Annotated in this window: 5 protein-coding genes, 2 tRNA genes, 3 rRNA genes and 2 pseudogenes; all 12 read left to right on the plus strand. The window is 52.2% G+C overall.

What is annotated here, in order from left to right:
* Window positions 1-32: 32 nt before the first annotated feature.
* A complete protein-coding gene (gene trkH, locus K6K13_RS04810) occupies window positions 33-1,484 on the plus strand; it encodes a Trk system potassium transporter TrkH (RefSeq protein ID WP_222159772.1) in 1,452 nt (483 codons plus the stop codon).
* A 31-nt stretch (window positions 1,485-1,515) separates the two neighbouring features.
* A complete protein-coding gene (gene hemG, locus K6K13_RS04815; protein ID WP_222159773.1) occupies window positions 1,516-2,055 on the plus strand; it encodes a menaquinone-dependent protoporphyrinogen IX dehydrogenase in 540 nt (179 codons plus the stop codon).
* Between the two features lie 413 nt (window positions 2,056-2,468).
* Window positions 2,469-4,010, plus strand: a 16S ribosomal RNA gene (locus tag K6K13_RS04820).
* Between the two features lie 75 nt (window positions 4,011-4,085).
* Window positions 4,086-4,162 (plus strand) — tRNA-Ile (locus K6K13_RS04825).
* A gap of 103 nt (window positions 4,163-4,265) precedes the next feature.
* Window positions 4,266-4,341, plus strand: a tRNA-Ala gene (locus K6K13_RS04830).
* Window positions 4,342-4,513: 172 nt separating this feature from the next.
* Window positions 4,514-7,421, plus strand: a 23S ribosomal RNA gene (locus tag K6K13_RS04835).
* A gap of 122 nt (window positions 7,422-7,543) precedes the next feature.
* Window positions 7,544-7,659 (plus strand): 5S ribosomal RNA (gene rrf / locus K6K13_RS04840).
* Together the 16S, 23S and 5S rRNA genes with 2 tRNA genes alongside form the textbook arrangement of a ribosomal RNA operon.
* A 328-nt stretch (window positions 7,660-7,987) precedes the next feature.
* A pseudogene (locus tag K6K13_RS04845) lies at window positions 7,988-9,289 on the plus strand (MFS family transporter).
* Between the two features lie 148 nt (window positions 9,290-9,437).
* A complete protein-coding gene (gene metA / locus K6K13_RS04850) occupies window positions 9,438-10,367 on the plus strand; it encodes a homoserine O-acetyltransferase MetA (protein ID WP_222159774.1) in 930 nt (309 codons plus the stop codon).
* Window positions 10,368-10,629: 262 nt separating this feature from the next.
* Window positions 10,630-12,228 carry a malate synthase A gene (aceB, locus tag K6K13_RS04855; protein WP_222159775.1) on the plus strand — a complete coding sequence of 533 codons (1,599 nt, stop codon included), beginning with the start codon at window positions 10,630-10,632 and terminating at the stop codon, window positions 12,226-12,228.
* Between the two features lie 28 nt (window positions 12,229-12,256).
* Window positions 12,257-13,564, plus strand: a complete 1,308-nt coding sequence (gene aceA / locus K6K13_RS04860) for an isocitrate lyase (RefSeq protein ID WP_222159776.1) — start codon at window positions 12,257-12,259, stop codon at window positions 13,562-13,564.
* A 197-nt stretch (window positions 13,565-13,761) separates the two neighbouring features.
* Window positions 13,762-15,502, plus strand: a pseudogene (gene aceK / locus K6K13_RS04865) (bifunctional isocitrate dehydrogenase kinase/phosphatase).
* Window positions 15,503-15,521 lie beyond the last annotated feature (19 nt).

The raw sequence follows: 15,521 nt of genomic DNA on the forward strand, positions 1-15,521 counted from the left end.
GCTGTTTGATGACTCGTTAAGGATGTTTCTCCATGCACCTGCGCGCCATTACCCGCATTGTAGGGTTACTGGTTATTCTGTTTTCCGGGACCATGTTTATCCCTGGCCTGGTTGCTCTGATTTATCGTGACGGCGCAGGGCGGGCATTCACGCAAACCTTTCTGGTGGCCCTGTTTATCGGCAGCGCGCTCTGGTTCCCCAATCGTAAACACAAGCATGAGTTGGCCTCGCGCGAAGGTTTCTTGATTGTGGTGCTGTTTTGGACCGTACTGGGTAGCGTAGGGGCATTGCCATTTATCTTCTCTGAACATCCAAACCTTAGCGTCACCGATGCGTTTTTCGAATCGTTCTCCGGCTTAACCACCACGGGCGCGACCACGCTGGTCGGGTTGGATTCATTGCCAAAAGCCATTCTGTTCTATCGGCAGATGTTGCAGTGGTTCGGCGGGATGGGGATCATCGTATTGGCGGTAGCGATTCTGCCTATCCTCGGCGTTGGGGGCATGCAACTCTATCGCGCTGAGATGCCGGGGCCGTTGAAAGATAATAAAATGCGGCCGCGCATCGCGGAGACTGCGAAAACGTTATGGATGATCTATGTGCTGCTTACCGTGGCCTGTGCGCTAGCGCTGTGGTTGGCGGGAATGTCACTGTTTGATGCTATCGGACACAGCTTTTCCACCATTGCCATCGGCGGCTTTTCGACCCATGATGCCAGCATCGGTTATTTCAACAACCCCACTATTAATACCATCATCGCGGTGTTTCTGCTGATTTCCGGCTGTAATTACGGCTTGCACTTTGCCATGTTGAGCGGCAGAAGCCTTAAAGTATACGGGCGCGATCCGGAATTTCGCATGTTCATCTTCGTTCAGATGTCGCTGGTGGCGGTGTGCACGCTGGTGCTGTGGTTCCATAATGTTTACGACAGCGGTATCCAGACGCTGAATCAGGCGTTTTTCCAGGTGGTATCGATGGCGACTACTGCGGGGTTTACCACCAGCAGCTTTGCCGCCTGGCCGCTATTTCTGCCTGTCTTACTGCTGTGCTCTGCCTTTATCGGTGGATGCGCGGGCTCGACGGGCGGCGGGTTAAAAGTGATTCGCATCCTGCTGTTGTTCTTGCAAGGACACCGCGAGCTCAAACGATTGGTGCACCCTAATGCGGTCTATACCATCAAACTTGGACGTCGTGCGTTACCGGAGCGGATCCTCGAGGCGGTATGGGGCTTTTTCTCCGCCTATGCATTGGTGTTTATTGTCAGCATGCTGGCGGTGATAGCCACCGGTGTGGATGATTTTTCTGCATTTGCCGCTGTCACGGCGACGTTAAACAATCTGGGGTCGGGATTGGGTGTTGTGGCCGATAACTTCACCACCATGAATGACGCAGCGAAATGGATTCTGATTTCAACCATGCTGTTCGGGCGTCTTGAGGTGTTTACCTTGCTGGTGTTGTTTACGCCTACGTTCTGGCGCGCATAACTTCAAACAAAAAGCCAAAGAGCCATGTCCTATGAAAGCGTTGATACTTTTTTCCAGTAAGGATGGTCAAACCAAGGCTATCGCCTCTTATATCGCGACAGTGCTAAAGGGGAAGGTCGAGTGCGATGTGGTGAACATCACAGCCGCTGACAACATTGAGCCTGCGCACTACGATCGCATTCTGATCGGTGCTTCGGTACGTTACGGTCATTTCCAGCCGGAGGTTTATGCTTTTATTAAGCAGCACCTGGGGGAATTGCAGCGTCTGCCAAATGCGTTCTTCTCTGTGAATCTGACTGCACGTAAGCCAGAAAAGCGCACGGCACAAACCAATCCCTATACCAGGAAGTTTTTGCTGCGCTCCCCGTGGCAGCCAGCCTTGTGCGGTGTGTTTGCCGGTGCACTGCGCTATCCACGCTATGGCTGGCTCGACCGGGTGATGATTCAGCTTATTATGCGAATGACCGGTGGTGAGACGGACAGCAGTAAAGAGATTGAATACACCGATTGGCAACAGGTTGAGCATTTCGCCTATGAATTTGCTCAGCTTGGTGCAAAAAAACGCGTTTAATGCTGATGTTTAGTACGCTCCGCCGAAAAAACACGCATTCAGAAATAAAATTGAAATTAGCCCTTGTCAGGGCGCGAGAAGTGTCTATACTGCGCCTCCACTGACACGGCAACAGCGACACGCGGTTGTGGTAACAGTAAGAAGTAAAACAGGAAAGCCGAACGCGAAATTGAAAAATTAACGTTGACTTTTCAGCGGTGCAGCGTAATATACGCCTCCCGCGCCACGGTTGATGTGGCAACGCTCTTTAACAATTAATCAGACAATCTGTGTGGGCACTCACAGGACTTTATCGTAAAGCCTACGGGCTTAAAAAATAAAAGTCTTGAAGAGTGAACAACAGTTAATTCATTACGAACTAACAGTAATAATTCTTTGAGCATCGCTTCTCTTGCAGAAGCAAATCAAACTTTAAATTGAAGAGTTTGATCATGGCTCAGATTGAACGCTGGCGGCAGGCCTAACACATGCAAGTCGAGCGGTAGCACAGGAGAGCTTGCTCTTTGGGTGACGAGCGGCGGACGGGTGAGTAATGTCTGGGAAACTGCCTGATGGAGGGGGATAACTACTGGAAACGGTAGCTAATACCGCATAACGTCGCAAGACCAAAGCGGGGGACCTTCGGGCCTCGTGCCATCAGATGTGCCCAGATGGGATTAGCTAGTAGGTGGGGTAATGGCTCACCTAGGCGACGATCCCTAGCTGGTCTGAGAGGATGACCAGCCACACTGGAACTGAGACACGGTCCAGACTCCTACGGGAGGCAGCAGTGGGGAATATTGCACAATGGGCGCAAGCCTGATGCAGCCATGCCGCGTGTGTGAAGAAGGCCTTCGGGTTGTAAAGCACTTTCAGCGAGGAGGAAGGCAGTAAGGTTAATAACCTTGCTTATTGACGTTACTCGCAGAAGAAGCACCGGCTAACTCCGTGCCAGCAGCCGCGGTAATACGGAGGGTGCAAGCGTTAATCGGAATGACTGGGCGTAAAGCGCACGCAGGCGGTTTGTTAAGTTGGATGTGAAATCCCCGGGCTTAACCTGGGAACTGCATTCAAAACTGGCAAGCTAGAGTCTCGTAGAGGGGGGTAGAATTCCAGGTGTAGCGGTGAAATGCGTAGAGATCTGGAGGAATACCGGTGGCGAAGGCGGCCCCCTGGACGAAGACTGACGCTCAGGTGCGAAAGCGTGGGGAGCAAACAGGATTAGATACCCTGGTAGTCCACGCTGTAAACGATGTCGATTTGGAGGTTGTGCCCTTGAGGCGTGGCTTCCGGAGCTAACGCGTTAAATCGACCGCCTGGGGAGTACGGCCGCAAGGTTAAAACTCAAATGAATTGACGGGGGCCCGCACAAGCGGTGGAGCATGTGGTTTAATTCGATGCAACGCGAAGAACCTTACCTACTCTTGACATCCAGAGAATTTAGCAGAGATGCTTTAGTGCCTTCGGGAACTCTGAGACAGGTGCTGCATGGCTGTCGTCAGCTCGTGTTGTGAAATGTTGGGTTAAGTCCCGCAACGAGCGCAACCCTTATCCTTTGTTGCCAGCGGTTCGGCCGGGAACTCAAAGGAGACTGCCAGTGATAAACTGGAGGAAGGTGGGGATGACGTCAAGTCATCATGGCCCTTACGAGTAGGGCTACACACGTGCTACAATGGCGTATACAAAGAGAAGCGACCTCGCGAGAGCAAGCGGACCTCATAAAGTACGTCGTAGTCCGGATTGGAGTCTGCAACTCGACTCCATGAAGTCGGAATCGCTAGTAATCGTAGATCAGAATGCTACGGTGAATACGTTCCCGGGCCTTGTACACACCGCCCGTCACACCATGGGAGTGGGTTGCAAAAGAAGTAGGTAGCTTAACCTTCGGGAGGGCGCTTACCACTTTGTGATTCATGACTGGGGTGAAGTCGTAACAAGGTAACCGTAGGGGAACCTGCGGTTGGATCACCTCCTTACCTAATGATACTGATCTTGTGAAGTGTTCACACAGATTGTCTGATGAAAGAAATCGAGCGGTTAGAAGACCTTATAGGCTTGTAGCTCAGGTGGTTAGAGCGCACCCCTGATAAGGGTGAGGTCGGTGGTTCAAGTCCACTCAGGCCTACCAAAATCGTTCTTGTGCTGCGTTGTGAAACAACTCGCATACTGGTGTATGCGTCGTCATTTCACGCCTTGCTCAAAAACGATTTGGCAAAGGTCTAACATTCGATGGGGCTATAGCTCAGCTGGGAGAGCGCCTGCTTTGCACGCAGGAGGTCTGCGGTTCGATCCCGCATAGCTCCACCATTTACCGTATCGATACCCAATACTTCAGAGTGTACTGTTTGACAGTATGCTGCGAAGTATTTTGCTCTTTAACAATCTGGAACAAGCTGAAAATTGAAACGAGCAATAGTGGCTCACTACTACTATTGTGATTCTCTCAAGCTTTCACACCTGAAACATTTTCGGGTTGTGAGGTTAAGTGAATAAGCGTACACGGTGGATGCCTAGGCAGTCAGAGGCGATGAAGGGCGTGCTAATCTGCGAAAAGCGTCGGTAAGCTGATATGAAGCGTTACAACCGACGATACCCGAATGGGGAAACCCAGTGCAATTCGTTGCACTATCATGTCATGAATACATAGTGGCATGAGGCGAACCGGGGGAACTGAAACATCTCAGTACCCCGAGGAAAAGAAATCAACCGAGATTCCCCCAGTAGCGGCGAGCGAACGGGGAAAAGCCCAGAGTCTGAATCAGCTTGTGTGTCAGTGGAAGCGTCTGGAAAGTCGCACAGTAAAGGGTGATAGTCCCGTACACGAAGATGCACAGGTTGTGAGCTCGATGAGTAGGGCGGGACACGTGACATCCTGTCTGAATATGGGGGGACCATCCTCCAAGGCTAAATACTCCTGACTGACCGATAGTGAACCAGTACCGTGAGGGAAAGGCGAAAAGAACCCCGGCGAGGGGAGTGAAATAGAACCTGAAACCGTGTACGTACAAGCAGTGGGAGCACTCTTTATGGGTGTGACTGCGTACCTTTTGTATAATGGGTCAGCGACTTATATTCTGTAGCAAGGTTAACCGTATAGGGGAGCCGCAGGGAAACCGAGTCTTAACTGGGCGTTAAGTTGCAGGGTATAGACCCGAAACCCGGTGATCTAGCCATGGGCAGGTTGAAGGTTGGGTAACACTAACTGGAGGACCGAACCGACTAATGTTGAAAAATTAGCGGATGACTTGTGGCTGGGGGTGAAAGGCCAATCAAACCGGGAGATAGCTGGTTCTCCCCGAAAGCTATTTAGGTAGCGCCTCGTGAATTCATCTTCGGGGGTAGAGCACTGTTTCGGCTAGGGGGTCATCCCGACTTACCAACCCGATGCAAACTACGAATACCGAAGAATGTTATCACGGGAGACACACGGCGGGTGCTAACGTTCGTCGTGAAGAGGGAAACAACCCAGACCGCCAGCTAAGGTCCCAAAGTCATGGTTAAGTGGGAAACGATGTGGGAAGGCATAGACAGCCAGGATGTTGGCTTAGAAGCAGCCATCATTTAAAGAAAGCGTAATAGCTCACTGGTCGAGTCGGCCTGCGCGGAAGATGTAACGGGGCTAAACCATGCACCGAAGCTGCGGCAGCGACACTTAGGCGTTGTTGGGTAGGGGAGCGTTCTGTAAGCCGTTGAAGGTGAACTGTGAGGTTTGCTGGAGGTATCAGAAGTGCGAATGCTGACATAAGTAACGATAAAGCGGGTGAAAAGCCCGCTCGCCGGAAGACCAAGGGTTCCTGTCCAACGTTAATCGGGGCAGGGTGAGTCGACCCCTAAGGCGAGGCCGAAAGGCGTAGTCGATGGGAAACAGGTTAATATTCCTGTACTTGGTGTTACTGCGAAGGGGGGACGGAGAAGGCTATGTCATCCGGGCGACGGTTGTCCCGGTTTAAGCGTGTAGGTGGGTGACTTTGATAAATCCGGGTCACTGTTAACACTGAGGCGTGATGACGAGGTACTACGGTACTGAAGTGACAGATGCCCAGCTTCCAGGAAAAGCCTCTAAGCATCAGGTAACATTGAATCGTACCCCAAACCGACACAGGTGGTCAGGTAGAGAATACCAAGGCGCTTGAGAGAACTCGGGTGAAGGAACTAGGCAAAATGGTGCCGTAACTTCGGGAGAAGGCACGCTGTGCGAGGTGTAGGGATTTACTCCTGAAGCTTTGCGCAGTCGCAGATACCAGCTGGCTGCAACTGTTTAATAAAAACACAGCACTGTGCAAACACGAAAGTGGACGTATACGGTGTGACGCCTGCCCGGTGCTGGAAGGTTAATTGATGGGGTTATCCGCAAGGAGAAGCTCTTGATCGAAGCCCCAGTAAACGGCGGCCGTAACTATAACGGTCCTAAGGTAGCGAAATTCCTTGTCGGGTAAGTTCCGACCTGCACGAATGGCGTAATGATGGCCAGGCTGTCTCCACCCGAGACTCAGTGAAATTGAACTCGCTGTGAAGATGCAGTGTACCCGCGGCAAGACGGAAAGACCCCGTGAACCTTTACTATAGCTTGACACTGAACCTTGAGCCTTGATGTGTAGGATAGGTGGGAGGCTTTGAAGTGTGGACGCCAGTCTGCATGGAGCCAACCTTGAAATACCACCCTTTAATGTTTGATGTTCTAACCTGGGCCCATGATCTGGGCTGGGGACAGTGTCTGGTGGGTAGTTTGACTGGGGCGGTCTCCTCCCAAAGAGTAACGGAGGAGCACGAAGGTTAGCTAATCCTGGTCGGACATCAGGAGGTTAGTGCAAAGGCATAAGCTAGCTTGACTGCGAGAGTGACGGCTCGAGCAGGTACGAAAGTAGGTCTTAGTGATCCGGTGGTTCTGAATGGAAGGGCCATCGCTCAACGGATAAAAGGTACTCCGGGGATAACAGGCTGATACCGCCCAAGAGTTCATATCGACGGCGGTGTTTGGCACCTCGATGTCGGCTCATCACATCCTGGGGCTGAAGTAGGTCCCAAGGGTATGGCTGTTCGCCATTTAAAGTGGTACGCGAGCTGGGTTTAGAACGTCGTGAGACAGTTCGGTCCCTATCTGCCGTGGGCGTTGGAGAATTGAGGGGGGTTGCTCCTAGTACGAGAGGACCGGAGTGAACGCACCACTGGTGTTCGGGTTGTCATGCCAATGGCATTGCCCGGTAGCTACGTGCGGAAGAGATAAGTGCTGAAAGCATCTAAGCACGAAACTTGCCCCGAGATGAGTTCTCCCTTGTCCCTAGAGGACGCTAAAAGGCCGTTGAAGACGACGACGTAGATAGGCTGGGTGTGTAAGTGCAGCGATGCATTGAGCTAACCAGTACTAATGACCTGTGAGGCTTAACCTTACAACGCCGAAGATGTTTTGGTGGTTGTGAGTGGTGATGAAGAGAATCGTTACTCGTAATTCAGCTTGTTGACAGATTGGTCTTGCTGGCTCGAAAGGACGGGTGAGATGAAACAGAATATGCCTGGCGGCGATAGCGCGGTGGTCCCACCTGACCCCATGCCGAACTCAGAAGTGAAACGCCGTAGCGCCGATGGTAGTGTGGGGCTTCCCCATGTGAGAGTAGGGAACTGCCAGGCTTTTATATTGATTATCAGACGACGTCTGATGCTAAAGAGTAGCGAAGGGGCTGTCCGAAAGGACAGCCCTTTTTGCTGTGCGTAATATTCATTTTCCCCGTTATTTTGTGGAAAAAAGGAGCATTCAGACACGCCTTATATCCCGTTTTATTAATGTAATAACCTTTCTCTTACTCTCTGTTTGTGACAACATCGAGAATAACTCGTTTCCACCACACGCTTTTGCACGTTGTTTTCACTACGTTTTACCAAATTATAACAATTTACTTGTGCCGTATGCATGAGCATGCCGCTGCACGCATTTATAACTCTTATAGGGATTTTTACTATGGCAGATGTAACACCACCGCTTGCGCAGCAACACCTAGACCTCCATGATACACGCAAGCGGATTTTCGCCATTGTGGGAGCCTCATCCGGTAACCTGGTGGAATGGTTCGATTTTTATGTCTATTCGTTCTGCGCACTCTATTTTGCCTCTGCGTTTTTCCCCAGTGGTGATACCACGACGCAACTCCTGCAAACCGCTGGCGTATTTGCCGTCGGGTTTCTGATGCGTCCGATCGGTGGTTGGCTGTTTGGCTATATTGCTGATAAGCATGGTCGCCGCACCTCGATGCTTATCTCTGTTTGTATGATGTGCTGTGGCTCATTCGTTATCGCCTGTTTGCCGACTTATAGCGTGATTGGCCATTGGGCACCGGCTTTGCTGCTGCTGGCCCGTTTGTTTCAGGGGGTTTCTGTTGGCGGCTAGTATGGCACCAGCGCAACCTACATGAGTGAAGTTGCCGTTGAGGGCAAGCGCGGTTTCTATGCCTCCTTTCAATATGTTACCTTGATCGGTGGGCAGTTATTGGCGCTGTTGGTGTTGGTTATCCTGCAACAGTGGCTCAGCACTGAAGAACTGAAAGCCTGGGGATGGCGTATTCCCTTTGCATTGGGTGGACTGCTGGCGATTGTGGCCTTATACCTGCGGCGTTCACTGCATGAAACCTCGAGCACCAGCACGCGCCAGCGTAAAGATGCGGGAACGCTTTCTGGTTTGTGGCATAACCGGCGTGCTTTTATGATTGTGCTGGGCTTTACCGCCGCAGGTTCGTTGAGCTTTTATACCTACACCACCTACATGCAGAAGTACCTGGTGAATACGGCGGGTATGGATGCAAAAACCGCAAGCGGTGTGATGACCGCGGCTCTGGTGATATTCATGCTGCTGCAACCGGTGTTTGGTGCGTTGTCAGATAAAATCGGGCGGCGCACCATGATGATCATTTTTGGATCGATGGCGGCGTTGTTTACCGTTCCAATCCTCAGCGCCTTGCAGAATGTGTCAAGCCCATACGCCGCCTTTGGCATTATCGTGATGGCGTTAATGATCATCAGTTTTTACACCTCGATCAGCGGTGTGCTGAAAGCAGAGATGTTCCCTCCTGAGGTACGGGCGCTGGGCGTAGGGCTTTCCTATGCGATAGGCAATGCGCTGTTTGGCGGTTCGGCTGAGTACGTCGCACTGTCGTTGAAATCAGCCGGTGTTGAAACCACGTTCTTCTGGTATGTCTCTGCTATGTGCCTGATGGCAATGTTTGTTTCTCTGCTGTTGCACCGAAAAGGGAAAGAAGTGCAGATGTAAACCGCACTGCACAGTGCACAGGATGAAGATTATTCAACTTCGGCCTGTGCGCTGTACAAGTAGGGGAAAACTGGTTATCTTCATGCATCTGGATGTCTAAACGTATAAACGTATAAACGTATAAACGGTTGCAGTGAGGTGTAGTGCCATGCCAATTCGGATCCCTGATGAGTTACCCGCGGTAAGTTTTTTGCGCAATGAGAATGTGTTCGTCATGACCACTTCCCGTGCCAGTACTCAGGAAATTCGCCCGTTAAAGGTATTGGTATTGAACCTTATGCCAAAGAAGATTGAGACGGAAAATCAGTTCCTGCGTCTGCTCTCCAACTCGCCGTTGCAGGTAGATATCCAACTGTTGCGCATCGATAGCCGTGAATCCAAGAACACCCCTACAGAACATCTCAATAACTTCTACTGTAACTTCGAGGATATTGAGAACGAGAACTTCGATGGTCTGATTGTCACCGGCGCACCGTTGGGGCTGGTCGATTTCTGCGATGTAGTTTACTGGCCACAGATCGCAAAAGTGATCGATTGGGCAAAAGATCATGTCACGTCCACGCTGTTTGTCTGTTGGGCAGTACAGGCTGGATTAAATCTGCTGTATGGCATCCCTAAGATGACGCGCAGTAAGAAGCTTTCTGGCGTATATACGCATCACACGGTGCAGCAGCATGCGTTGCTTACCCGTGGTTTTGATGAAACCTTCCTGGCTCCCCATTCGCGCTACGCTGATTTCCCCACGGATATTATTCGTGAGTATGCCGATCTGGATATTCTGGTTGAGTTTGATGAAGCCGGTGCCTATCTGTTTGCCAGCAAAGATAAGCGTCAAGTGTTTGTCACCGGGCACCCTGAATATGATGCGTATACCCTTGCCAGCGAATTCTTTCGTGACCGCGATGCGGGCTTGAATCCGATCGTGCCGTTGAACTACTTCCCTGATGACAATCCAGAGAATGCGCCAAAAGCGAGTTGGCGCAGCCACGGGCATTTGTTGTTTGCTAACTGGCTCAACTACTGTGTTTATCAGATCACACCGTTCGATCTGCGTCGTATGAATCCAACGCTGGACTAGAACCTCCTGCCGTTTGACTCAGGGTGCCTAATGGCACCCTTTTTTATGCCCGCTGACTTGCATTGAAAATAGCTTCCCTGATTTTTTAATATTTTTTTTAATATAAATCATTAAGATAAATTCTTTATTAGTTAAAAATGGAAATCGTTTTTTATTTTTAATGTAATTGGATTACGCTTAATTCTGTTGGTTGAAAATTTCGCCCCTTGATAACCCCTCTCTGTTAACAGGGAGCGTGGCACTGAGAAAAGGAACCCGAGAGATGACACAGCAGACAATAAGCCGAGAGTTGGTATTCAGTGAACGTTTTGGCATGGCAGAGCAGAGTGTTCTGCCAGAAGAGGCCACCGATTTTCTGGCAGCGTTGGTCAACCGTTTCTTGTTACCAAGAAATGGGTTGTTGCTGGAAAGACAGCTACAACAGCAGAAGATTGATGCAGGTGAGTTGCCAGATTTTATTTCGGAAACGACTTCCATTCGAAATGCTGACTGGACCATTCGTGGTATCCCGGCGGATTTACAAGATCGCCGAGTGGAGATCACCGGGCCTGTTGAACGGAAGATGATCATCAACGCCCTGAACGCGAACGTGAAAGTGTTTATGGCGGATTTTGAAGATTCGCTGTCTCCTTCATGGGAAAAGGTGATCGATGGTCAGCTCAATTTGCGCGATGCGGTGCGGGGCACCATCTCCTACGTCAATGATGAAGGCAAGATCTACCAGCTTAAACCGAATCCTGCCGTGCTGATTTGTCGGGTGCGCGGTTTGCACCTGCCGGAAAAACATGTCACCTGGCAAGGAGAAGCGATTCCCGGTGGGTTGTTCGATTTCGCGCTCTACTTTTACCATAACTATCAAGCCTTGCTGGCAAAGGGCAGCGGTCCCTACTTTTATCTGCCCAAACTGCAATCCTGGCGTGAAGCGGCCTGGTGGAGTGAGGTGTTCAGCTATACCGAAGATCGCTTTGATTTGCCACGCGGCACCATCAAGGCCACGGTACTGATTGAAACACTGCCAGCGGTGTTCCAGATGGATGAGATTCTGCATGCGCTGCGTGACCACATTGTTGGGCTGAATTGCGGCCGTTGGGATTATATTTTCAGCTATATCAAGACATTGAAAAACCATGCCGATCGCGTATTGCCTGACCGGCAATCCGTCACCATGGATAAGCCGTTCCTCAATGCCTATTCCCGTTTGCTCATCAAAACCTGTCACCGTCGTGGCGCTTTTGCGATGGGCGGAATGGCCGCGTTTATTCCCAGTAAAGAGCCAGCGCGTCATCAGTGGGTGTTGGAAAAAGTTCGTCAGGACAAGGCATTAGAGGCCAAGAATGGCCATGACGGCACCTGGATTGCCCACCCTGGCCTGGCGGATTCCGTAATGGCGGTTTTTGATGCTGCGTTAGGTGAACGCGTCAATCAGCTTGAGGTGAGCCGGGAGGGGGATGCGCCGATCGGCGCCGCAGAATTGCTGGCACCTTGTCCCGGTGAGCGCACCGAAGCGGGGATGCGCGCCAATATTCGCGTGGCGGTGCAATACATCGAAGCCTGGATCTCTGGTAATGGCTGCGTACCGATTTACGGGCTGATGGAGGATGCCGCCACGGCAGAAATTTCCCGTACCTCCATTTGGCAGTGGATCCATCACGGCAAAACGCTGAGTGATGGGCAAGTGGTCACCAAAGCCCTGTTCCAGCGCATGCTGGCAGAAGAAATGCTGGTGATCCAGGAGGAATTAGGCGAGGCGCGTTTTAGCGGTGGACGCTTTGACGAAGCGGCGCGTCTGATGGATCAGATAACCACACAAGACAAACTGATCGATTTCCTGACGTTGCCAGGCTACACCCTGCTCGACTAACCGTGCTTGATAAATAGGACACCTCATAATGACAACCTCTCGTACTCAACAAATTGAACAACTGCAACAAGAATGGAAAAGCGAACGTTGGGCGGGTATTCAACGTCCTTACAGTGCCGAAGATGTGATTACGCTACGCGGTTCGTTGAATCCGGAATCGACGCTGGCCCAGCACGGTGCCGCCAAACTGTGGGCGCTGTTGCACGGCAGCGCGCGCAAAGGCTATGTGAATTGTCTCGGTGCACTGACCGGCGGACAGGCGCTACAGCAGGCGAAAGCGGGCATTGAAGCGATCTATCTTTCCGGCTGGCAGGTGGCGGCGGATGCGAATTTAGCCTCCAGCATGTATCCGGATCAGTCGCTCTATCCGGCAAACTCGGTGCCGGCGGTGGTGGCGCGCATCAACAACACCTTTCGTCGGGCCGATCAGATTCAGTGGGCCAACCGTATTGAACCCAATGACGATCGCCATGTGGATTATTTCCTGCCGATCGTTGCAGATGCGGAAGCCGGTTTCGGCGGGGTGCTGAATGCCTTTGAACTGATGAAATCGATGATTGAAGCCGGGGCGGCGTCGGTCCATTTTGAGGATCAACTGGCCTCGGTGAAGAAGTGTGGGCATATGGGCGGCAAAGTACTGGTGCCGACGCAAGAGGCGATTCAGAAACTGGTGGCCGCTCGTCTTGCGGCGGACGTTATGGGGGTCCCGACCTTAGTGGTTGCACGCACTGATGCCGATGCCGCCGATCTGCTGACGTCAGACTGTGACCCTTACGATCGTGAATTCGTGACCGGAGAGCGCACCGTGGAGGGATTCTATCGCACCCATGCCGGTATTGAGCAGGCCATCAGCCGCGGTTTGGCCTATGCGCCCTATGCCGATCTGGTGTGGTGTGAGACCTCAACGCCGGATTTAGCGCTGGCGCAGCGCTTTGCCGATGCCATTCATCGCCAATATCCCGGCAAGTTGCTGGCTTATAACTGCTCCCCCTCTTTCAACTGGAAGAAGAACCTGGACGATGCCACCATCGCACGCTTTCAGGATGCGCTGTCAGAAATGGGCTACAAGTACCAATTTATTACGCTGGCGGGCATTCACAGCATGTGGTTCAACATGTTCGATCTGGCCCATGCGTATGCGCAAGGCGAGGGGATGAAACACTACGTGGAAAAAGTGCAGCAGCCGGAATTTGCCGCGATTAACCGGGGTTACACCTTCTCCTCTCATCAGCAAGAAGTGGGGACCGGCTATTTCGACAAAGTGACCACCATCATTCAGGGTGGGGCGTCGTCAGTGACCGCGCTGACGGGGTCGACGGAAGAGCAGCAATTCTGATCCTCATCGGCCAGTCTGCTGGCGTTGAGACACCGGATTCGCTTTTTCTGTATGCCCGAGTTTCCCGGCGAATCGCGCCGAGGGGCGCTCCGACGGCCAAGGCCGTTACGACCCCATCGCCGCACTTCACCTAACAACGGGCTTCGTCATCAGTCTGACGGCCAGCCAGTGGGCTGGTCGTTGTTGCGGAGCACATCATGAGGCGTAATCTGGAGCAACTGGTGGCGCAGACCATTCTGCAAGGGTTTGATGCGCAGTATGGCCGCTTTTTAGAGGTGACCGCAGGCGCGCAGCAGCGTTTCGAACAGGTTGACTGGCAGGCGGTGCAGCAGGCGATGAAGCAGCGTATCCACCTTTACGACCACCACGTGGGTCTGGTGGTGGAGCAGTTGCGCTGTATCACCGGGCCACGCTGTTACGACGCGACCTTTCTCGCCAGCGTGAAAACCGTGTACACCACCTTGTTACCGGACTATCCCCGCTTCGAGATTGCTGAAAGTTTCTTTAACTCCGTCTACTGTCGATTGTTCAATCATCGTGAACTCACAACGGATAAGCTGTTTGTGTTCAGCTCGCAGCCTGAACGCAGGATGGGCGAGATATCGCGCCCGCTGTGCCGCGATATTGTTCTGCGCGAAGGCTGGCATGATACGCTGGACAAACTGCTGTCGGAATTGCCGCTGCGCCTGACCTGGGACGATCTGGCGCGGGATATCGGCAATATCGTTACCAGCCTGACGCAGGCGTTTAGCGCGCAGCAGTTAGCCGAGGCGCGCTTACAGGTGGCTAACGAGCTGTTTTACCGTAACAAGGCGGCGTGGCTGGTGGGCAAGCTGATATTGCCTGATGAGACGCTGCCGTTTTTGCTGCCCCTGCATCAAACCGAGCAGGGCGCGCTGTTTATCGATACCTGCCTTATCAGTAAAGCGGAAGCCAGCATCGTGTTTGGCTTCGCGCGTTCCTACTTTATGGTGTATGCCCCGCAACCGGGGGCACTGGTGGCGTGGTTGCGGGAGATCTTGCCGGGGAAAACCACGGCGGAGCTTTACTGCGCCATTGGCTGCCAGAAACACGGCAAAACCGAGTATTACCGCGAATACCTCAACCATGTCGCCGCCTCTCACGAACAGTTCATTATTGCCCCCGGCGTTAAGGGAATGGTGATGCTGGTCTTTACTCTGCCGTCCTTCGATCGGGTGTTTAAGGTGATCAAAGATCGCTTTGCACCGCAGAAAGAGGTCAGCGCCGCACGGGTACGATCTTGCTATCAGTTGGTGAAAGAACATGACCGGGTGGGGCGTATGGCAGACACTCAGGAGTATGAAAACTTCGTGATTGATAAACGCCGGATCAGTGCGGAGCTGCTGGCGGAACTCTACCGTGAAGTGCCTGAAAAGCTGGAGGATGTGGGCGATCAGATCTTGATCAACCATCTCTACATGGAGCGTCGTATGACGCCGCTTAACCTGTATCTCGATAGTGCATCGGTGCAGCAGCAGCATGATGCGATTGAGGAGTATGGTAATGCTATCAAGCAGTTGGCTGCTGCCAATATTTTTCCCGGCGATATGCTGTTCAAAAATTTCGGCGTGACGCGCCACGGGCGGGTGGTGTTTTATGATTACGATGAGATTTGCTACATGACCGAGGTGAATTTCCGTGATATTCCCGCGCCGCGCTACCCGGAGGATGAGCTGGCAAGCGAGCCCTGGTACAGCGTAGCGCCTAACGATGTCTTTCCCGAAGAGTTTCGCCAATTCCTGTTTGCCGACAAGGCGCAGTTGGCAATGTTTGAGGAGATGCACAGCGAGCTGTTTTCCGCTGATTACTGGCCATCTACAGGCGCGCATTCGCGACGGCTATGTGGAGGATGTCTACGCTTACCGCAGGCGGCAACGCTTTTGCGTGCGCTACGGTAAGCGTCAACAGGCCAGCTAACGCCGCTCTGGCTATAGCG

Source organism: Symbiopectobacterium purcellii, assembly GCF_019797845.1.
GTDB lineage: Bacteria > Pseudomonadota > Gammaproteobacteria > Enterobacterales > Enterobacteriaceae > Symbiopectobacterium > Symbiopectobacterium purcellii.

Coding starts and splice junctions, on each gene's coding strand:
- metA (WP_222159774.1), top strand. CDS start 9,438: ATGCCAATTCGGATCCCTGATGAGTTACCCGCGGTAAGTTTTTTGCGC.
- trkH (WP_222159772.1), top strand. CDS start 33: ATGCACCTGCGCGCCATTACCCGCATTGTAGGGTTACTGGTTATTCTG.
- aceB (WP_222159775.1), top strand. CDS start 10,630: ATGACACAGCAGACAATAAGCCGAGAGTTGGTATTCAGTGAACGTTTT.
- aceA (WP_222159776.1), top strand. CDS start 12,257: ATGACAACCTCTCGTACTCAACAAATTGAACAACTGCAACAAGAATGG.
- hemG (WP_222159773.1), top strand. CDS start 1,516: ATGAAAGCGTTGATACTTTTTTCCAGTAAGGATGGTCAAACCAAGGCT.